This window comes from Pseudomonas sp. R32 (assembly GCF_009866705.1).
Lineage (GTDB): Bacteria > Pseudomonadota > Gammaproteobacteria > Pseudomonadales > Pseudomonadaceae > Aquipseudomonas > Aquipseudomonas donghuensis.
In genome coordinates, this window is record NZ_CP019396.1 from 1,579,790 (window position 1) to 1,600,398 (window position 20,609).

The following is a 20,609-nucleotide window of genomic DNA, read 5'->3' on the forward strand; positions in this document are numbered from 1 at the left end:
CGCAAGCATTTGCCTTAAGGCCGCCGTTTCCGTGGAAGAACCTATGAAAAGCGCAGAAATCCGTGAAGCCTTCCTTCGCTTCTTCGAAGAGCAGGGACACACCCGAGTTGCCTCCAGCTCCTTGATTCCGGGCAACGACCCGACCCTGCTGTTCACCAACGCGGGGATGAACCAGTTCAAGGACTGCTTCCTTGGCCAGGAAAAGCGCGCCTACACCCGCGCCACCAGCAGCCAGAAGTGCGTGCGCGCCGGCGGCAAGAACAGCGACCTGGAAAACGTCGGCTACACCGCCCGTCACCACACCTTCTTCGAAATGCTGGGTAACTTCAGCTTCGGTGACTACTTCAAGCGTGACGCCATCACCTACGCCTGGACCTTCCTGACCAAGGTGCTGAACCTGCCGGAAGAGAAACTCTGGGTCACCGTCTATGCCAGCGACGATGAGGCATACGACATCTGGACCAAAGAGATCGGCGTGCCGGCCGAGCGCATGGTGCGCATTGGTGACAACAAGGGCGCGCCATACGCCTCCGATAACTTCTGGACCATGGGCGATACCGGCCCGTGCGGCCCGTGCACCGAGATCTTCTACGACCACGGCGCCGACATCTGGGGCGGCCCACCCGGCTCGCCGGAAGAAGATGGCGATCGCTACATCGAGATCTGGAACAACGTCTTCATGCAGTTCAACCGCACCGCCGATGGCGTGCTGCACCCGCTGCCAGCGCCGTCGGTGGATACCGGCATGGGCCTGGAGCGTATCAGTGCGGTCATGCAGCACGTGCACTCGAACTACGAGATCGACCTGTTCCGCAACCTGCTCAGCGCTTCGGCCGCCGCCATTGGCTGCGCCAACCAGGAGCAGTCGTCGCTCAAGGTGGTGTCCGACCACATCCGTTCCTGCAGCTTCCTGATTGCCGACGGCGTGCTGCCGTCCAACGAAGGCCGTGGCTACGTGCTGCGCCGCATCATCCGTCGCGCCTGCCGCCACGGTAACAAGCTGGGCGCCACCGGCAGCTTCTTCTACAAGATCGTTGCCGCCCTGGTGGCCGAGATGGGCGAAGCCTTCCCTGAGCTCACGCAGCAGCAGGCCAACATCGAGCGCGTGCTCAAGGCTGAAGAAGAGCAGTTCGCCAAGACCCTGGAGCAGGGCCTGAAGATCCTCGAGCAGGACCTGGCCGAGCTCAAAGGTACCGTGGTACCGGGCGACGTGGTGTTCAAGCTGTACGACACCTACGGTTTCCCGATGGACCTGACCGCCGACATCGCCCGCGAGCGCGAGTTGACCATCGACGAAGCAGGCTTCGAGCGCGAGATGGAAGCCCAGCGCGAGCGCGCCCGTTCCGCCAGCGCCTTCGGCCTGGACTACAACACCCTGGTCAAGGTCGATGTGGCCACCGAGTTCACCGGCTACAGCGCCACCGAAGGCAGCGCCAACATCGTTGCTCTTTATAAGGACGGTAAAGTCGTCGAACAGTTGGGCGAAGGCGAGGAGGGCGTGGTCATCCTCGACCGCACGCCGTTCTACGCCGAATCCGGCGGCCAGGTCGGTGACACCGGCTACCTGCAGGCGGGCAACGTACGCTTTGACGTGCGCGACACCACCAAGACCGGCGGCGCCTTCCTGCACCACGGTGTGGTGGCCAGCGGCACCCTGGTCGTCGGTACTCAGGTGCAGACCCGCGTCGATGCCGATGTCCAGCACGCCACCTCGCTGAACCACTCCGCCACCCACCTGCTGCACGCGGCGCTGCGCCAGGTGCTGGGCGATCACGTACAACAGAAGGGCTCGCTGGTCGATAGCCAGCGCCTGCGCTTCGACTTCAGTCACTTCGAGGCGGTCAAGCCAGAGCAGCTCAAGGCCCTGGAAGACATCGTCAACCGCGAAGTGCGCAAGAACTCCGAGGTGCAAACCGAAGAGACCGATATCGAAACCGCCAAGCAGAAGGGCGCCATGGCGCTGTTCGGCGAGAAGTACGGCGACAGCGTGCGGGTGCTGAGCATGGGCGGCGATTTCTCCGTCGAACTGTGCGGCGGTATCCACGCCAAGCGTACCGGTGATATCGGCCTGCTCAAGATCATCAGCGAAGGTGGCGTGGCCTCCGGCGTACGCCGGATCGAAGCGGTCACCGGCGCTGCCGCACTGGCGTACCTGAACGCTGCCGAAGAGCAGCTCAAGGAAGCCGCGCAACTGGTCAAGGGCAGTCGCGACAACCTGATCGACAAGCTCTCGGCCGTGCTCGAGCGCAACCGCCAGCTGGAAAAACAGCTGGAGCAACTGCAGGCCAAGGCCGCCAGCGCTGCTGGCGACGACCTGTCCAACGCAGCCGTCGAGGTCAAGGGCGTCAAGGTCCTGGCCGCGCGTCTCGATGGCCAGGACGGCAAGGCGCTGCTGGCGCTGGTCGATCAGCTGAAGAACAAACTCGGCCGCGCAGTGATCCTGCTCGGCAGTGTCCATGAGGAAAAGGTCGTACTGGTTGCCGGTGTGACCAAGGACCTGACTGGCCAACTCAAAGCCGGTGATTTGATGAAACAAGCCGCTGCCGCGGTGGGTGGCAAGGGCGGTGGTCGTCCGGACATGGCGCAAGGTGGTGGCGTAGACACCGCAGCGCTGGACAACGCGCTGGCCCTGACCGTGCCATTCGTGGAGCAGGGCGTTTAAGGCGTACATCGGCCCGCTGTCTAGTGGCGGGCCATGGCGTCGTTTGAATGTTTATTGGGTGCCCTTCATGGGCTGAGGCGGCTTTGAAATGGCGTTGATCGTACAGAAATTTGGCGGTACCTCGGTCGGCACAGTCGAGCGAATCGAGCAGGTTGCCGACAAGGTCAAGAAGTTCCGCGAAGCCGGCGATGACCTGGTGGTTGTACTGTCGGCGATGAGCGGTGAAACCAATCGCCTGATCGACCTGGCCAAGAAGATCAGCGATCAGCCGGTTCCGCGTGAACTGGATGTGATCGTCTCCACCGGCGAGCAGGTGACCATCGCCTTGCTGGCCATGGCCCTGATCAAGCGCGGTATTCCGGCGGTGTCCTACACCGGTAACCAGGTGCGGATCCTCACCGACAGCGCGCACAACAAGGCGCGCATCCTGCAGATCGACGATCAGAAAATCCGTGGCGACCTCAAGGCCGGCCGCGTGGTGGTGGTCGCAGGTTTCCAGGGTGTCGACGAGCACGGCAACATCACCACCCTTGGTCGTGGTGGCTCCGATACCACCGGCGTGGCCCTGGCGGCAGCGCTGAAGGCTGACGAGTGCCAGATCTACACCGATGTCGATGGTGTCTACACCACCGACCCGCGCGTGGTGGCCCAGGCCCAGCGCCTGGACAAGATCACCTTTGAAGAGATGCTGGAAATGGCCAGCCTCGGTTCCAAGGTGTTGCAGATCCGCGCTGTCGAGTTCGCCGGCAAGTACAACGTCCCGCTGCGCGTGCTGCACAGCTTCCAGGAGGGTCCGGGTACCCTCATTACCATTGATGAAGAGGAATCCATGGAACAGCCGATCATTTCCGGCATCGCCTTCAATCGCGATGAAGCCAAGCTGACCATTCGTGGCGTACCGGATACCCCGGGCGTTGCTTTCAAGATCCTCGGCCCTATCAGTGCCGCGAACATCGAAGTCGACATGATCGTGCAGAACGTTTCGCACGATAACACCACCGACTTCACCTTCACCGTGCATCGCAACGACTACGACAAGGCCCACAAGGTCCTGGACAAGACTGCCGCGGAGCTCAACGCCCGCGAAGTGGTGGGTGACACCAACATCGCCAAGGTCTCGATCGTCGGCGTCGGCATGCGTTCCCACGCCGGTGTGGCCAGCCGCATGTTCGAAGCGCTGGCCAAGGAGAGCATCAACATCCAGATGATCTCCACTTCCGAGATCAAGGTCTCGGTGGTTATCGAAGAGAAGTACCTGGAGCTGGCGGTGCGCGCCCTGCACACCGCCTTCGAGCTGGACGCCCCTGCCCGACAGGGTGAGTAAGGCGACTGCCTCAGGGGGCGCGGCTTGGCCGCGCCCTTCGTTTTTCTGGCTGGTGTGAGAAATCTGTGCTTTTGCTCGCGCTAGTCAATACTTAGGCGTAGGTCGGCAGCCGTCACGGGTTGTAGGCTGAAGCCCTTTTTTTTGCAGACTGTTATCCCTGAACTGAATTGCGTGAGGAGAAAGCTATGTTGATTCTGACTCGTCGGTGCGCCGAGAGCCTGATCATTGGCGACGGCGAAATCACCGTGACCGTGCTCGGCGTCAAAGGAAACCAAGTGCGGATCGGGGTAAATGCCCCTAAAGAAGTGGCCGTCCACCGTGAGGAAATCTACCTGCGGATCAAGAAAGAGAAGGACGAAGAACCAACCCATTAATTTTTATCGAGTTTTTTTCAAAAAAGAGTTTGCAAACGGGGAAGGGTCTGGTTATTATACGCCCCGTGTTGCGGAGAGGTGGCCGAGTGGCCGAAGGCGCTCCCCTGCTAAGGGAGTATACCTCACAAGGGTATCGGGGGTTCGAATCCCCCCTTCTCCGCCATTATTCATGTAGGACGCTGTAATCTGCCTGAATCGCCTAAGTCGTTGAAATTAAACGAAAAAGTGGTTGGCAAAATGATTTAGCGGCCTATAATGCGCGGTAACAAATGCACTCATAGCTCAGCTGGATAGAGTACTCGGCTACGAACCGAGCGGTCGGAGGTTCGAATCCTCCTGAGTGCACCATACGACGAAGCCATTTTCAGTTTGAAAGTTGCTTCAGCTGCAACCAGAGGTGATCTGGTCCATCAAGCGCCAACCCTGCACTCATAGCTCAGCTGGATAGAGTACTCGGCTACGAACCGAGCGGTCGGAGGTTCGAATCCTCCTGAGTGCACCATACATCAAAGCCATTTTCAATTTGAAAGTTGCTTTAGCTGTAACCAGAGGTGATCTGGTCCATCAAGCGCCAACCTGCACTCATAGCTCAGCTGGATAGAGTACTCGGCTACGAACCGAGCGGTCGGAGGTTCGAATCCTCCTGAGTGCACCATACAACAGAAAGCCCGCCTATCAAGGCGGGCTTTTTGCTTTCCGGCGTTCATCTTCCGGTAAGGCGCGATGCATAAACTGTCATCGTTGCCGTGCCTGCCCCGCGCCATTTTTTGCCGACCCCGATGTGTTTTTTTTCGCGTTGCCGCCGTCGCACTGTTGGCTGCACACGTTGTCACAACAATGTCTCGCAAACGATTGTTCTAGCCGCGATTTTTTCAGCACTCAGACAGCTCAAGCGGTGTATGATTGCGCCCGTCAGCCCCGCCGGGGCTTGTGGAATCCCACCATGGACTTACCCAGTAGTTACTCAATAGCAAGTTTTGCCAATCAAGAATTGACTGATTGATCCTCCCGGCGTGCTCCGCTGCTGGGAGTGGAGTTCGCCTATGACTGAAATCGAAGTAAAAAAGACGCAAGAGAGCCTGCAGGATCGCCTGGCCCAGGTGGTCGAACTGCTGCACCGTCAACGCGTGGTCGAAGACCTGACCCACCGTCAGGAAGGTCATCACCATGACCTGGTAGAAAACCTGGTTCACCGCCAGAACCTGGTCGAGCTGCAGCGCAAGCTCGACGATCTGCACTCCGCTGACGTTGCCCACATCCTCGAGGCCCTGCCGCTGGACGATCGTTTGACCGTCTGGCAACTGGTCAAGGCCGAGCGCGACGGTGACATCCTCCTGGAAGTGTCCGACTCGGTCCGTGAGACCCTGATCGCCGACATGGACGATCACGAGCTGCTCGCCGCCGCCAAGGAAATGGACGCCGACGAACTGGCCGACCTGGCGCCAGAGCTGCCCCGTGACGTTGTCCACGAGCTGATGGAAAGCCTCGATGCCCAGCAGCGCGAACGCGTGCGTTCGGCTCTGAGCTACGACGAGGATCAGGTCGGTGCGCTGATGGACTTCGAGATGGTCACCATCCGCGAAGACGTCAGCCTCGAAGTCGTCTTGCGTTACCTGCGCCGGCTCAAGGAGCTGCCAGGCCACACCGACAAACTCTTCGTGGTCGATTACGACGGCATCCTCAAGGGTGTGCTGCCGATCAAGCGTTTGCTGGTCAACGACCCGGAGAAGAAAGTCGCCGAGGTCATGGCCAGCGATCCGGTGAGTTTCCACCCGGACGAAGACGCCTACGATGCCGCTCAGGCGTTCGAACGTTACGACCTGATCTCCGCGCCGGTGGTCGACAAGAGCGATCGCCTGATCGGCCGTCTGACCATCGACGAGATGGTCGACCTGATTCGTGAAGAGAGCGAAAACGAAGTGCTGAGCATGGCTGGTCTGCGCGAAGAAGAAGACATCTTCGCCTCGGTCTGGCGCTCGCTGCGCAACCGTTGGGCGTGGCTGGCGATCAACCTGATCACCGCCTTCGTTGCCTCGCGAGTGATCGGCCTGTTCGAAGGCTCGATTGAAAAACTGGTGGCACTGGCGGCGTTGATGCCGATCGTTGCCGGTATCGGCGGCAACTCCGGTAACCAGACCATCACCATGATCGTGCGCGCCATGGCCCTGGACCAGGTTAGCCCCGGCAACACCTCGCGGTTGATGCGCAAGGAGCTGGCGGTGTCGCTGATCAACGGCCTGATCTGGGGTGGGGTGATCGGGGTGGTCGCCTACCTGCTGTACGACAGCTGGTCGCTCGGCGTGGTGATGACCGGCGCCATGACTCTTAACCTGTTGCTGGCGGCGCTGATGGGGGTGTTGATCCCGATGACCCTGGTGCGCCTGGGTCGCGATCCGGCGATGGGCTCCAGCGTGATGATCACGGCAGTGACCGACAGTGGTGGCTTCTTTATCTTCCTTGGCCTTGCCACCATCTTCCTGCTCTGATTGGCCATCAGGCAAAAAAATACACCCCTCGCGAGGGGTGTTTTTTTTGCCTGGCGTTTACTGCCCTGGCTGCTTTGCAACTGGCCAGGCGTGTGATCGGCGCGCCGCAGGCAAAAAAAAGCCAATGCGCAAGCATTGGCCTTGGGGGATTGAGCCGCGGAATCAGGAAGCGTCAGCGGCCATCTCGGCGTCATGGGCAATCAACGACACCAGCGCATTCTGCTGGCGATGGGAAAGCTGGCGGAAACGTTGCAACAGTTCGCGTTCGTGCAGGGACAGTTCCGGGCTGTCCAGACGCATGCTCAGTTCTTCACCCAGTGCGCCTTCCTGAATAAGGCTTTGCTCCAGGCGAGCGATGATTTCCGAGTTCATGCTGCGGTGATGGTTGCGCGCTACCTCGGCAATGCGCTCACGCATTCCGTCGGGGAGGCGGACGACGAATTTGTCAGCGGTGCGGCTTGAGTAAATAGCCTGTTTCATTGGGCGCATATAATTGACCGGTTTTAGTTCAGGGGGAAGCGGTTCTCGAAATTGGCCGCACGATGTCACTACGACCATCCCGGCGTCAAAATGTTCAACCTGAATTGTGAATGAGGTGTGAATCATGCCTCATTATCGCCGGTTCCTTGGCGTCAATTCTGTGACAAATATTGAACCGGATAAAGGCGTTTTGCCAGTACCAATTATCAGAAATGAGCACTGGTTTGAAAAGTTTTCATTTTCTCGGTTTCCGGTTATTCAGACCTTCGTCGGCTACAGCATGCAACAAGCGGAAACAGCCACGGAAAGCGTCTAGAATGCGTGTGCTTTCCTACCATTGAGCATAGTGGCTATGCAGCATGACGCAAGCGCGACGCAGCGTACAGCAACCCCGGGCCGACTGGTGTACCTGATGGGACCCTCCGGGGCCGGAAAAGATTCCCTGATTGATGCGGCGCGCAACGAACTTCAACGCCATAACGTGCACGTTGCCCGGCGCGTGATTACCCGCTCGGCCGAGGCCAAAGGCGAAGATGCGCTGGGTGTATCTGCTGAACAGTTCGAGCGCCTGAGCACCGAGGGCGCTTTTGCCCTGCAGTGGCGGGCCAACGGCCTGGCGTATGGCATACCGGTGCAGATCGATGCCTGGCTGACCGAGGGGCATGCGGTGCTGGTCAATGGTTCGCGCGTGCATTTGCAGCAGGCCCGTGAACGCTACCCGGATCTGTTAGCGGTGCTGCTGCGGGTGGATCACCACGTATTGCGCCAGCGCTTGCTGGATCGCGCACGGGAATCTGCGCAAGACATCGAGCTGCGTCTGGCGCGTGCCCAGCAGGTGAGGGTAGAGGACGGCGAGGTACAGGTACTCGACAACTCCACGTCGCTGGCCGTTGCGGTACAGCGTTTGCTCGCGCTGTTGCGCGAACAAGGCTTGCTTGGCGCGAACTGAGCCCTAGAATACCAGCCGTTCGCTGCTGACCCTGGGTGCGTTCTGTACCGGCGCGGGCTGGGTAGCGAACACCGCCAGCTGCGCTTTCATCGATGGCGCCGCCTGCGCAGGCACGGCAATACCGTCAGGTTGCACAATCAGGCCAACCAGGGCGGCCAGAGCCAACGCATTGAGCACAAGCAGGGTGCTGTTCATGGGCATACTCCGCAAAAGTGAGGGCTGACCCCGAGCCACTTTCTATGAAGTAGACAATGCACACTGCATACCAGCCTTTATTATCATTTTTTCCTTTAAAAATCAGTGGGTTGTGTTGATTTTTGGTCGGCTTTTTCGTGCAGACTGCAATGATGGCTGACTGCCTCATTGCAGATTGCACGATCAGGGCATCCGGGCGGATAAAGCCCACAGGCAAAAAGCCCCACGGATGACATGACAAACGCCGGCCTGCTGGTTAACATGCACGCCGTCCTTGCCGCGCGACGCTCGTTGCCCGCTTTGCGTCTCAGTAGCTCAATTGGATAGAGCATCCCCCTCCTAAGGGGAAGGTTGGCAGTTCGAACCTGCCCTGGGACACCATAAATTTGAAAGCCCCACGTAGAGTGATCTGGTGGGGCTTTTTTGTGGCTGCCTGCAGCGTTGGATTCAACTCCAGCCCAACATCAAGCCGTCAGCGTATGGTCAGCCTCCCCAAACCAGGTGCGCACCAGATCGGTACCGCTCGTGCCCGTGTTGGCAAGGACCGCCACATCGGCGAAGTTCGTACCATTGGCTGCGCCATCGACATCCACCTTCACGGTGATGTCGCTGCCAGACTGCGCCAGTTGGACAAAGTCGGACACCTGGCTGGTACCGCTAACGAAGTTGGCACTGAGCAATGCGCAGAGGTCGACTGTGTCACCTTCGGCGAAGTTGTAGTCGAGAATATGGTCGCCGCCTTCATTCACGTTGAAGTAGGCGAACACATCGGCTTCCGCGCCACCGCTGAGAGTATCCTCCCCGCCACGACCCACAATGATGTCGTTGCCGTCGCCGCCACTGAGTACGTCCGCCGCCATACTCCCCACCAGTGTGCCGCTGGATTCGCCGTGGTAACTGACCTGGGTGCCGGCCTCGCCGCCGTCGGTGGCCTGGAAGTCATTCACCGAGTAGTGCCCCAGCAGATTCACTTCAGCCCGGTGCACACCGTCATCCACCGTCAGCAGGCCGCCGGCGCCAGAGGCGTTGGCGTTGTAGCTGAGTTGGGTGTTGGCGCCGAAGGCGAGATCGCCGAAGGTCAGCATGTCATCGCTTTCCAGACCTAGGATGCCGACCAGCGAGCTCGCCGCTTCGGCCTGTGCGATCACCAGCGTGCCTGCACCTTCGCCGTGGAAGGCGACTGAGGTATGGGCGGTGCCATCGAAGCTCAGGGTTGCGTCGCCGTCGATGGTGGCATTGCCATTGCCGGTCACGTCGGCCAGCAGGTGCAGGTCGCCACCATTGGCCCACAGGTGGCCGGAGTTGTCGACCGCACTGGCCACCGTCATGCCGCCTGTACCCGTAGATTCCAGCACTCCGCTGTTGGTGATGGTGTGGGTGCCGGTGTCGAGCACCAGACTGTTCAGCCCGCTGGCCAGGATCAGCCCCGCATTGACCAGCACCATCTGCCCTGCGCCCAACTGGCCGGCACCGGAAATGCGGTTGTCGGCATTGGTCAGCACGGTGTCGGCGCTGCCACCGAAAATCACGTTCTGCGCGCTGTCGGATAGCTGCACCTGACCGCCACCGGTCAAGGTTGCGCCACGAAACAGAATCTCAAGGTGGGTCGCACTGCCGGCGGAGCCGAGCTCGATCGTGCCGGTGTTATGGATGCTGCCACCGAACGGCATGATCGCGCCGTCGGCAATGCTGAGGGTACCGGCGTTGTTGGTGAGCGGGTCCACATCGAACTGGAAGTTCGCTTCGCTCAAGTCCGCCGCATCGACACCTTTCAGGGTGACCGTCTGGCCGTAGCCGATGTTGACCAGCGCATCGCCGTTTGCGTCGTTAGCGATACTCAAGTCAGCATAACCAGTGACACCGGTGAAGCCGATCAAGTCGATCTTGTCCGCCGCCGCATCGAAGCCATGGATGACGTTATTGCCGATCGGCTGGGCGAACACGAACAGGTCGGCGCTGCTGGAACCGGTGAGGTTGTCGTCCGCTGACAAGGCGAAGATTGGCGAGCCGGGGGCGTAGGCCTCGACGTTGTCACGAATGACTTCGCTTTCCACCGTGCCATCGGCATTGGTCCAGGTCATGGTGACTGGCAAAACCCTGGCGCCCACGAAATCCGCCGCTGTTGTGACCGTCAGTGTGTCCAGGCTGCTCTGGTCCACCGTCCAGGTGCCGTTGCCATTGTCGGTGCCCTGGTTCAGGGTCCAGCCTGCGGGAAGACCGGAAATGCTCACCGTGGTGACATCTGCGTGAGTCACCGCATCGGTCAGGCCCAGGTTAATCGGGCTGCCGGCAACACCGGCTGGACCGAGGATACTGTCATGGACAACGATGTCTGAGGCTGTGATGTTAGCGACCCCGGCCAACGTTGTAACGTTGTTCAGCGTTGCCACTTGTACCCGACTCGCCGTATTGCTCCAGTCTGTGTCAAACCAGATTTCGCCCTTGCCGGTCGTCGAGTTGAATACGATCACGTAGGTGTTGGTGGCACCGCCGCCAGTGCCGGTTGTGATCTGTGACGTCGTCTGCGAACTCGCGTCGATCAGATCAATCTTGTTGTCGTCATTGTTGTTGATGTTGCTGATGCTGTTGCGAGTTTGAAAGTCGGCGGAGAGCAGCGCTGTACCGGCCGAACTCCCTGCGGTTGTGAAGCCGACACCACCCGTCACGGCACCACCCAGGAAGCCAATCTTGTCGATGTTGTCCGTGTAGTCGGTGATCGTGTCCGTGCCACCGTTGGTGCGCAACCGGAATTGGTCAGCCCCGCCATTACCGGTCAGCGTATCGTTGCCCGCCTGGCCGTTGATGGTGTCGGCCCCGCTGCCGCCGCTGATGTTATCGACGCCGGATGAGCCATTGATATTGAAGGCTTCGGTCTGGTTGCCCAGGTTGAGCGTCAGCCCTGAAACCGTCAGCGTCACGTTTTCGATATTGGCGATCTGGGCGTTGCTGGTGCTGGTGAAGTTCGCGCTGACGTTGAGCGTATCGGTATTGGTTCCGCCGTCGAGCAGCGTGTCGTTCTGCGCACCGTTGATGATGTCGTTGCCACCCGCCGCGCTGATGCTGTCTGCACCTGTGCCGCCGGTGATGGTGTCGACACCCGAAGAACCGGTAATGGTGAAGCCTTCGGTCTGGTTGGAGAGGTTCAGGGTCGCTGCCGTTCCGATCAATACATTCTCGATACCGGTAATTTGCCCGTCGCTTGTGCTCGTGAAGTTGGGACCCGTACCCAGGGTGTCGGTGCCAGTACCGCCATCCAGCAGTGTGTCGTTGTCAGTGCCAAAGATCGTGTCATTCCCGCTGCCCGTGACGATTTGATCGGCACCCGAAGTACCAAAGATGGTGAAGCTTTCGGTTTGAGCGTTCAGGATCAGTACTCCTGACGCTGCGGTGAGTTGTATGTTTTCAATGTTCGCGATCTGGCTGTCGCTCGTATTGATGAAGACACTACCGACATTGAGGGTATCGGTTCCGGTGCCGCCGTCGAGCAGGCGGTCATTCGCCGCGCCAACGATCACGTCGTTGCCCGCGCCGCCAAAAATCCAGTCAGCACCCGCACCGCCGGACAGATTGTCCGTGCCACCGAAGCCGTAGATCGCCGTATCGGAACTGCCCGCCTGGAAGTTGTTGCCCGCGCTCGTGCCGAGATAGAGTTCCACCACGCTCGCCGCAACACTGCCATCTTTCACCTGCAAGGTACCCGACACCACGGAGCCTTGCTCCACGGGGGACAGATTCGTGCTGGCGCCGCTGGTGATCGAGGGGTTGCCGAATGCTGCGGCAAATGGACTCTGCAGCGACAGCGTCGCATTGTCCGGGTCGGCCGCGACGAAGCTGATCGACGTCTCGGTTATGGCCAAGCCAGAAGTCGTCGGTGCTTCGTTGACTGCCGACACCGTGACGGTCGTTGTTGCGACATTGCTGGCATGGTTGGCCGCCGTCCCATCATCCACCTGGAAGCTAATGGTGCGCGCCGTCGTTGAAGGGTTGTCGCTACTGTTGGAGTAGGTCACCGAGCGCAGCGCGGTCTGATACTGCGCCACCGTAGCGGCTCCGGTCAGTGTCAGCATGCCAGTGCCAGCGTTGTAGCTGCCGGTAATGCCGTTCTGGTTGGTGAACGCGAGTACGTCTTGACCCGTGGCGAAGTTACTGGTGATCGATACTGTCGCGCCCGTCAGGTTGCTACTGTCGATATCGGTGACCGTCAGCGCCGAGTTGATCGTCGTCGCTACCTGGTTTTCTGTGTATGACAGAGACCCACCAGCCGTCATTACCGGCGCGTCGTTGCTGCCAGTGATGTGGACGGTGACCGAGGTGAGGGTGCCATCGGCACTGCTCACCGCGAAGGTGTCGGTGTAGGTGGTGCCGGCGACGAACTCGTTGTGGGCGGAGTCGGCGACATAGCTCCAGGCACCATTGGTGCCGAGGGAGAACTGGCCGTAACTGCCGGCGGTGTTGGTCTGGGCGACGAAAGTTGCGGCACTGTCGACGTCGCTGATGGTCAGACTGCCGTTGGTGGTCAGTGGGGCATCGGTTTCGGTCAGCGTGACGCTGGCCGAGGACAGCACGGCAGCGTCATTGCTGCCGGTGATGGTCACTGTCACTGCGGTCGCGGTGCCGTCGGCACTGCTCACCGTGAAGGTATCGGTGTAGGTGGTGCCGGCGATGAACTCGTTGTGGGCGCTATCGGCGACGTAGCTCCAGGCACCGCCCGTGCTGATGGAGAACTGGCCGTAACTGCCGGCGGTGTTGGTCTGGGCGACGAAAGTTGCGGCGCTGTCGACATCGCTGATGCTGAGGGTGCCAGCCGTGGTCAGCGGGGCATCGGTCTCGGTCAGCGTGATGCTGGCCGAGGACAGCACGGCAGCGTCATTGCTGCCGGTGATGGTCACTGTCACTGCGGTCGCGGTGCCGTCGGCACTGCTCACCGTGAAGGTATCGATGTAGGTGGTGCCGGCGATGAACTCGTTGTGGGCGCTATCGGCGACGTAGCTCCAGGCGCCATTAGTGCCGATGGAGAACTGGCCGTAACTGCCAGCGGTATTGGTCTGGGCGACGAAGGTCGCGGCGCTGTCGACGTCGCTGATGGTCAGGGTGCCGTTGGTGCTCAGTGGGGCATTGGTTTCGGTCAGCGTGATGCTGGCCGAGGACAGCACGGCAGCGTCATTGCTGCCGGTGATGGTCACTGTCACTGCGGTCGCGGTGCCGTCGGCACTGCTCACCGTGAAGGTATCGGTGTAGGTGGTGCCGGCGATGAACTCGTTGTGGGCGCTATCGGCGACGTAGCTCCAGGCACCGTCAGTGCCGAGGGAGAACTGGCCGTAACTGCCGGCGGTGTTGGTCTGGGCGACGAAAGTTGCGGCGCTGTCGACATCGCTGATGCTGAGGGTGCCAGCCGTGGTCAGCGGGGCATCGGTTTCGGTCAGGTTGGCGATGTCGGCGGACAGCACGGCGGCATCGTTGCTGCCGGTGATGGTCACCGTCACTGCGGTCGCGGTGCCATCGGCACTGAGTACCGCGAAGGTATCGGTGTAGGTGGTGCCGGCGATGAACTCGTTGTGGGCGCTATCGGCGACGTAGCTCCAGGCGCCGTCGGTGCCGATGGAGAACTGGCCGTAACTGCCGGCGGTGTTGGTCTGGGCGACGAAGGTCGCGGCGCTGTCGACGTCGCTGATGGTCAGACTGCCGTTGGTGGTCAGCGGGGCATCGGTCTCGGTCAGCGTGACGCTGGCCGAGGACAGCACGGCGGCATCGTTGCTGCCGAGGATATGCACGGTGACCGACGTGAGGGTGCCGTCGGCACTGCTCACCGCAAAGGTGTCGGTGTAGGTGGTGCCGGCGACGAACTCGTTGTGGGCGCTATCGGCGACGTAGTTCCAGGCACCATCGGTGCCGAGGGAGAACTGGCCGTAACTGCCGGCGGTGTTGGTCTGGGCGACGAAAGTCGCGGCACTGTCGACGTCGCTAATGGTGAGGGTGCCAGCCGTGGTCAGTGGGGCGTTGGTTTCGGTCAGCGTGACGCTGGCCGAGGACAGCACGGCGGCATCGTTGCTGCCGGTGATGGTCATCGTCACTGCGGTCGCGGTGCCGTCGGCACTGAGTACCGTGAAGGTATCGGTGTAGGTGGTGCCGGCGACGAACTCGTTGTGGGCGCTATCGGCGACGTAGCTCCAGGCACCGTCAGTGCCGAGGGAGAACTGGCCGTAACTGCCGGCGGTGTTGGTCTGGGCGACGAAGGTCGCGGCGCTGTCGACGTCGCTGATGGTCAGACTGCCGTTGGTGGTTAGTGTGGCATCGGTTTCGGTCAGCGTGACGCTGGCCGAGGACAGCACGGCAGCGTCATTGCTGCCGGTGATGGTCACTGTCACTGCGGTCGCGGTACCGTCGGCACTGCTCACCGCAAAGGTGTCGGTGTAGGTAGTGCCAGCGACGAACTCGTTGTGGGCGCTATCGGCGACGTAGCTCCAGGCACCGTCGGTGCCGATGGAGAACTGGCCGTAGCTGCCGGCGGTGTTGGTCTGGGCGACGAAGGTCGCGGCGCTGTCGACGTCGCTGATGGTCAGGGTGCCGTTGGTGGTCAGCGGGGCATCGGTCTCGGTCAGCGTGACGCTGGCCGAGGACAGCACGGCGGCGTCGTTGCTGCCGAGGATATGCACGGTGACCGACGTGAGGGTGCCGTCGGCACTGCTCACCGTGAAGGTATCGGTGTAGGTGGTGCCGGCGATGAACTCGTTGTGGGCGCTATCGGCGACGTAGCTCCAGGCACCATCAGTGCCGAGGGAGAACTGGCCGTAACTGCCGGCGGTGTTGGTCTGGGCGACGAAAGTTGCGGCGCTGTCGACATCGCTGATGCTGAGGGTGCCAGCCGTGGTCAGCGGGGCATCGGTTTCGGTCAGGTTGGCGATGTCGGCGGACAGCACGGCGGCATCGTTGCTGCCGGTGATGGTCACCGTCACTGCGGTCGCGGTGCCATCGGCACTGAGTACCGCGAAGGTATCGGTGTAGGTGGTGCCGGCGATGAACTCGTTGTGGGCGCTATCGGCGACGTAGCTCCAGGCGCCGTCGGTGCCGATGGAGAACTGGCCGTAACTGCCGGCGGTGTTGGTCTGGGCGACGAAGGTCGCGGCGCTGTCGACGTCGCTGATGGTGAGGGTGCCGTTGGTGGTCAGCGGGGCATCGGTCTCGGTCAGCGTGACGCTGGCCGAGGACAGCACGGCAGCGTCATTGCTGCCGGTGATGGTCACCGTCACTGCGGTCGCGGTGCCATCGGCACTGAGTACCGCGAAGGTGTCGGTGTAGGTGGTGCCTGCGACGAACTCGTTGTGGGCGCTATCGGCGACGTAGCTCCAGGCACCATTAGTGCCGATGGAGAACTGGCCGTAACTGCCAGCGGTGTTGGTCTGGGCGACGAAAGTCGCGGCACTGTCGACGTCGCTGATGGTCAGACTGCCGTTGGTGGTCAGTGGGGCATCGGTTTCGGTCAGCGTGACGCTGGCCGAGGACAGCACGGCGGCGTCGTTGCTGCCGAGGATATGCACGGTGACCGAGGTGAGGGTGCCGTCGGCACTGCTCACCGCAAAGGTGTCGGTGTAGGTAGTGCCGGCGACGAACTCGTTGTGGGCGCTATCGGCGACGTAGCTCCAGGCACCGTCAGTGCTGATGGAGAACTGGCCGTAACTGCCGGCGGTGTTGGTCTGGGCGACGAAGGTCGCGGCGCTGTCGACGTCGCTGATGGTCAGACTGCCGTTGGTGGTCAGTGGGGCATCGGTCTCGGTCAGCGTGACGCTGGCCGAGGACAGCACGGCGGCATCGTTGCTGCCGTTGATGGTCACCGTCACTGCGGTCGCGGTGCCGTCGGCGCTGCTCACCACGAAGGTGTCGGTGTAGGTGGTGCCAGCGATGAACTCGTTGTGGGCGGAGTCGGCGACATAGTTCCAGGCACCATTGGTGCCGAGGGAGAACTGGCCGTAACTGCCGGCGGTGTTGGTCTGGGCGACGAAAGTCGCGGCACTGTCGACGTCGCTAATGGTGAGGGTGCCAGCCGTGGTCAGTGGGGCGTTGGTTTCGGTCAGGTTGGCGATGTCGGCGGACAGCACGGCGTCATCGTTGCTGCCGGTGATGGTCACCGTCACTGCGGTCGCGGTGCCGTCGGCGCTGCTCACCACGAAGGTGTCGGTGTAGGTGGTGCCGGCGACGAACTCGTTGTGGGCGGAGTCGGCGACGTAGCTCCAGGCGCCATTAGTGCCGATGGAGAACTGGCCGTAACTGCCAGCGGTATTGGACTGGGCGACGAAGGTCGCGGCGCTATCGACGTCGCTGATGGTCAGGGTGCCGTTGGTGCTCAGTGGGGCATTGGTTTCGGTCAGCGTGATGCTGGCCGAGGACAGTACGGCGACGTCGTTGGTGCCGCTGACGGTAACGGTCACCAGTTGAGTGTCCACGCCACCCAGGCCATCGCTGACCTGCACGCTGAACACTTCATCGTGACTCTCGCCCGCCTTCAGCGACTGCACCGCACTGGCGACGCCATCGGTGCCATTGGCCAAGGTGTAAGTCCATTTTCCGGTGCTGTCGACTACGATCGAGCCGTAAGTGCCGGTATCCGTACCGGCGATGCTCCAGGTCGCGGTGGCAGCGTGATCGATGTCGGCCGAGCTGAACTGGCCGCTCACGCTGAGTGTGGTGTCTTCCTGCACTGCACCGGCATCATCGCCCGTTGCGAAGCTGAGTACGGGCGCGTCGTTAGTGCCGGTGATAGTGATGGTGACAGTCTGTGTCGACGAGGCAGCGTTAGCCGCGCCGCTATCGTCGGTCGCGACCACCGCGTACGAGAAAGCGATGGTTTCACCCGCACCGAGGAAGTCGAGGTTCTGATTGCTGCTGTAGTCCCAGCTGTTCTGGTCGACCGAGAAACCGGTTACCAGCGCCGAGGCCACGCCCGCATTGAGCACGCCGGCGCTCCAGACGATGTCGTTGTTAGCGGTCTGCGACACGGTCACTGTGTCGGCGTTGTCCAGATCGGCAAAGCTCAGGGCACCGCTGTCACTCAGGGTGGCCGTGCCGTTGCCTTCGTTCATCGCTCCAGTGCTGTCGACAATCGTCAGCGTCGGCTGGTCGTTGGTGCCGGTAATCGTAATGCTCACGGTCTGCACCGCGCCGTCGCCGATTACCACGTTATAGGTTTGGGTGACGCTCTGGCCTTGGCCGAGGAACTGCAATGCGGAGTTGTTCACCGCAAAGTTCCAGCCAAGAGAACCGCTGCCCGTGCCGGTGCTGTCGCTCAGTGGGTTAGTGGTGAAAGTGCCCAGATAGCCGGAAGCACCTGGCGTGACGCTGACGCTATGGGTGTCGATCAGGTCGACGTCAGTGAAGGTGATGCTGCCGCTGGCCGCGTAGTCACCGCTGTCTTCCTTGGCATCGCCGGCCTGCACGCCACTGGTGATCTGTACTTGGTCGTTGGTGCCGGTGATGGTGATAGTTACATCCCGCGTTGTCGTCGAGCCATGCCCATCATTGAGGGTGACCACATAGGTTTCGGTAGCAGTCTGACCTTGAGCCAGGTGCTGGGCTGCCGCATTATTCAGGGTGTAAGTCCAGTTAACGGTGCCGTTTGCCGCGTTGGTCGCTTCACTCACTGGCGCAAGGACGAAGTTGCCCAGCGCTGTGGTGTTGCCTCCCGCAGCCACGAAAGAGGCGGTATGTGTGTCGCTCAGGTCTACATCGTTAAAAGCAATAGTGCCTGTCGTATTCAGCGAGTCGGTCGGGCTCAGCGTCGTAGCTCCCTCTTCGGTTACCGTGCCGGACTGTGCGCCGATGCTTATTGTCACAGCGTCATTCACGCCAGCGAATTGCACCTGCGCAGTGGCCCAGCTGAGCGTGCCGTTGCCCAGACGAATCGCATAGGTAAAGCTGTCTGTCAGGGAGCCTCCGGCAGCAAGCGACTGGAGTTGTGCCTTGAAAGCAGTCGACAACGTAGCGGCGTCGTAGCCGACCTTGCCATCCGACGAAATCCAGATCTTTGCCCCGTTGAAACTGGTGTCAGTACTCGTCGCCTCAATTCTGCCGGTGTCCTGGATCAGGAGGTCGGCCGGCGCATAAATCTTGGTGGCAGTAGAAAGACTGGTCGCGTCATCGAGTGACCAAAGTGTCTTTGCGTTGCCGCCGAGGTCATTGGACATGACGTCCAGGTATATGACTCTCAGCAGGTCTTCAGTGATGGCCGCGGTGCTCGCGCCAATTACACCGGTAGTGAAAATGTCGTCCTGCGCCTGCGGAGTGTTGGAAAGCGAAGTAACGGTGCCGCCGCTGGTCGTTGTGGTGGTAGCCATGTCTTTCTCCCGAAAATGCCATTTTTTATTTTTAGAATCGCTAGGGACTGCTAACAGGACGATGTCCCGTTCTTGCGCCGCTCAGGTTGTTCTTGGGCGGTGCGAGGCGGCCGTTGGACATCGTCGGCCAGCTGACGGGACAAGCGCTGCCGGCAGAGGCGCGCGGGTATTGCGGGGGTGGAAATGTTCGCCGCGCTTGAGCCGCGCATCGCAGGACAAGTCGGGCGAACGTGGACGCCAGCCTGGGGCTGCGCTGCGCATGGCACGCAATAGACTGAGAGTACCCATGTGGAAGGGTCTCCTGGAGAAAGGCTGGGTGAGGCCGTGTTTTGGGTAGCACCGACTCAGGGATACGGCCATTCCTGATATCAGTTTGATGTTTGTTTAGTTGTGGGGTCAGGCTTTGTAAAGGTGTTAAGCGCAGTTAACAGTGCGGCGTGCCAATATTCCGACGGATGGGTGTTTTGGTGTCAATATTATGTCGATTTGTTTTTGGCGAATGGACCGTGGGCGCTCAACAATGGCGTGTCTCGAATGAGCTGAAACCCCAATGGGACGTGGGCTGGCTGAGTCATAAAACGTTGGTACCCATCAAATCTCATCGTTCATCTATTAGAAAAGCCCCGCCGGAGTCTCTGCTTTTGCGGTATTTCCACCAGGCAGCGCCAGATCGACCATGCCGGTCTCGATGGCTTCTCGTGGCATACCGTCGAACTCGGCGTCTTCCGGCGCCTATATTATGAAGGCGCGCAGGGTAGGGGAGGTCGCACCTTTACGGCCTTGGGGGACTGCCAGTTGTTCGCCGTGCTCGTGGGCATCGGCCAACTAGCGGGCAGCTTCCTGCCGGGCCTGCTCGAGCGTCATCTTGCCGACACGGCCAAGGGTGACGTTCTTGTTCCGTGCCCAGGTGACCATATAGCTCATGTGCCCGCTGGGCAGCACGCGGATGAAAAGCCCGGGCTGATTGGTGTCGTGGACGCGGTAGGGCTTATTCTCAGGCTTCAGGCCGTTGAGCAACTTCTGGCTGAACTTGGTTTTCATGGCTCACCGTGACAGCAGCATGGCAGCAAAAATTACAACATCAGGCGGTTTTACCGGATGCAACCAAACTATAAGTGTCTGTTTTTAAGGGTAAGCGATTGATATTGAGTATGTTTATTTGGCCCTCCTAAGGGGAAGGTTGCAGGTTCAAATCCTGCCTGGGACACCATCCTTTCAAGGCGTGCAGCGTAATCCGCTGTCACTCGACCAGCCTGATGCACATCGGTTTGCGTATCTGTTCTAAAGTTGCCCGGTTCCTGTTGGTCATTTTACCTGGAGTCGTGCAATGGAGTTGAAGTTCAGCCATGTCGATGTGTTGGTCAAGAACCTCGACGAAGCCTGCGCCTACTACGCAAAGATACTCAAAGCCAGAATCTCCAGAACACTGGTGTGGGAGCGAGGTGGCCTGAGTGTACGGTACGCGATTGCGCTGATAGGTCAGGAGCGTTTCATGCTGGTGCAGCCATCGGCAGGGAACTTGAAGCAATTGCTGGATATCCAGGGCGAGGGCATGATTTATCGCCACTGTTACTCGACACCGGACATCGAGAAGGCCTACGACGAACTGCAGGCCGACGGCGTGCAGCCAGAAGACGAGAACGGCAATCCACTGGCCCGTAGCGACCTGCAATCCCCGTCCGGAACACGCATCATCTGGCTGCCCAAGCGTTTCGGGCATTTCTCTATCGAGATCCTCGAAGAAAAGGCGCTGGAACTGTTCATCCAGGCCGCGTTCGATTGAGCGCTGTAGTTTCCAGCGATCTACCAATCCT

Annotated in this window: 11 protein-coding genes and 5 tRNA genes; 12 read left to right on the forward strand and 4 right to left on the reverse strand. The window is 60.5% G+C overall.

The genetic code is table 11. The annotated features are described in order from the left end of the window. Window positions 1-43: 43 nt before the first annotated feature. The 8 genes from alaS to mgtE all read left to right on the forward strand — a co-directional run bounded on the left by alaS (window position 44) and on the right by mgtE (window position 6,846). A complete protein-coding gene (gene alaS / locus PspR32_RS07260; protein ID WP_036994269.1) occupies window positions 44-2,662 on the forward strand; it encodes an alanine--tRNA ligase in 2,619 nt (872 codons plus the stop codon). 88 nt (window positions 2,663-2,750) lie between these two features. Continuing rightward, window positions 2,751-3,986 carry an aspartate kinase gene (locus tag PspR32_RS07265; protein ID WP_010226665.1) on the forward strand — a complete coding sequence of 412 codons (1,236 nt, stop codon included), beginning with the start codon at window positions 2,751-2,753 and terminating at the stop codon, window positions 3,984-3,986. 185 nt (window positions 3,987-4,171) lie between these two features. Continuing rightward, the gene (gene csrA, locus PspR32_RS07270; RefSeq protein ID WP_010226667.1) at window positions 4,172-4,360 is read left to right on the forward strand and encodes a carbon storage regulator CsrA; all 189 of its coding nucleotides are present in this window, start codon (window positions 4,172-4,174) and stop codon (window positions 4,358-4,360) included. Between the two features lie 72 nt (window positions 4,361-4,432). Beyond that, a tRNA-Ser gene (locus tag PspR32_RS07275) sits at window positions 4,433-4,523 on the forward strand. A gap of 108 nt (window positions 4,524-4,631) precedes the next feature. Next, window positions 4,632-4,708: transfer RNA gene (locus PspR32_RS07280), tRNA-Arg, on the forward strand. 77 nt (window positions 4,709-4,785) lie between these two features. Beyond that, window positions 4,786-4,862, forward strand: a tRNA-Arg gene (locus PspR32_RS07285). A gap of 76 nt (window positions 4,863-4,938) precedes the next feature. Then, window positions 4,939-5,015: transfer RNA gene (locus PspR32_RS07290), tRNA-Arg, on the forward strand. 388 nt (window positions 5,016-5,403) lie between these two features. Then, window positions 5,404-6,846 (forward strand): magnesium transporter, encoded by a 1,443-nt coding sequence (gene mgtE / locus PspR32_RS07295; protein ID WP_010226669.1) that lies wholly within the window; start codon window positions 5,404-5,406, stop codon window positions 6,844-6,846. 162 nt (window positions 6,847-7,008) lie between these two features. Here the strand turns inward: mgtE and PspR32_RS07300 are convergent, their stop codons facing one another. Further along, the gene (locus tag PspR32_RS07300; RefSeq protein ID WP_010226671.1) at window positions 7,009-7,335 is read right to left on the reverse strand and encodes an Arc family DNA-binding protein; all 327 of its coding nucleotides are present in this window, start codon (window positions 7,333-7,335) and stop codon (window positions 7,009-7,011) included. Window positions 7,336-7,450: 115 nt separating this feature from the next. Between PspR32_RS07300 and PspR32_RS07305 the strand changes: the two genes are divergently transcribed. Together PspR32_RS07305 and phnN are read left to right on the forward strand one after the other, a co-directional pair. Beyond that, entirely contained in the window at window positions 7,451-7,642 is a 192-nt protein-coding gene (locus tag PspR32_RS07305; RefSeq protein ID WP_081492854.1) for a hypothetical protein, read from the forward strand. Between the two features lie 36 nt (window positions 7,643-7,678). Further along, window positions 7,679-8,275, forward strand: a complete 597-nt coding sequence (gene phnN / locus PspR32_RS07310; RefSeq protein WP_010226673.1) for a phosphonate metabolism protein/1,5-bisphosphokinase (PRPP-forming) PhnN — start codon at window positions 7,679-7,681, stop codon at window positions 8,273-8,275. Between the two features lie 3 nt (window positions 8,276-8,278). Here phnN and PspR32_RS07315 read toward each other — a convergent pair whose 3' ends face one another. Then, complete coding sequence (locus PspR32_RS07315) at window positions 8,279-8,470, reverse strand: hypothetical protein (protein ID WP_010226675.1); 192 nt, start codon at window positions 8,468-8,470, stop codon at window positions 8,279-8,281. A gap of 304 nt (window positions 8,471-8,774) precedes the next feature. Between PspR32_RS07315 and PspR32_RS07320 the strand changes: the two genes are divergently transcribed. After that, window positions 8,775-8,851, forward strand: a tRNA-Arg gene (locus PspR32_RS07320). 83 nt (window positions 8,852-8,934) lie between these two features. Here the strand turns inward: PspR32_RS07320 and PspR32_RS07325 are convergent. Beyond that, window positions 8,935-18,795 carry a VCBS domain-containing protein gene (locus PspR32_RS07325; protein ID WP_159388267.1) on the reverse strand — a complete coding sequence of 3,287 codons (9,861 nt, stop codon included), beginning with the start codon at window positions 18,793-18,795 and terminating at the stop codon, window positions 8,935-8,937. A gap of 825 nt (window positions 18,796-19,620) precedes the next feature. After that, window positions 19,621-19,836, reverse strand: coding sequence for an Arm DNA-binding domain-containing protein (locus tag PspR32_RS07330; RefSeq protein WP_010224926.1), 216 nt, complete (start codon window positions 19,834-19,836; stop codon window positions 19,621-19,623). A 286-nt stretch (window positions 19,837-20,122) separates the two neighbouring features. Between PspR32_RS07330 and PspR32_RS07335 the strand changes: the two genes are divergently transcribed. Then, complete coding sequence (locus tag PspR32_RS07335; protein ID WP_010224927.1) at window positions 20,123-20,578, forward strand: VOC family protein; 456 nt, start codon at window positions 20,123-20,125, stop codon at window positions 20,576-20,578. The last annotated feature ends 31 nt before the right edge of the window (window positions 20,579-20,609 follow it).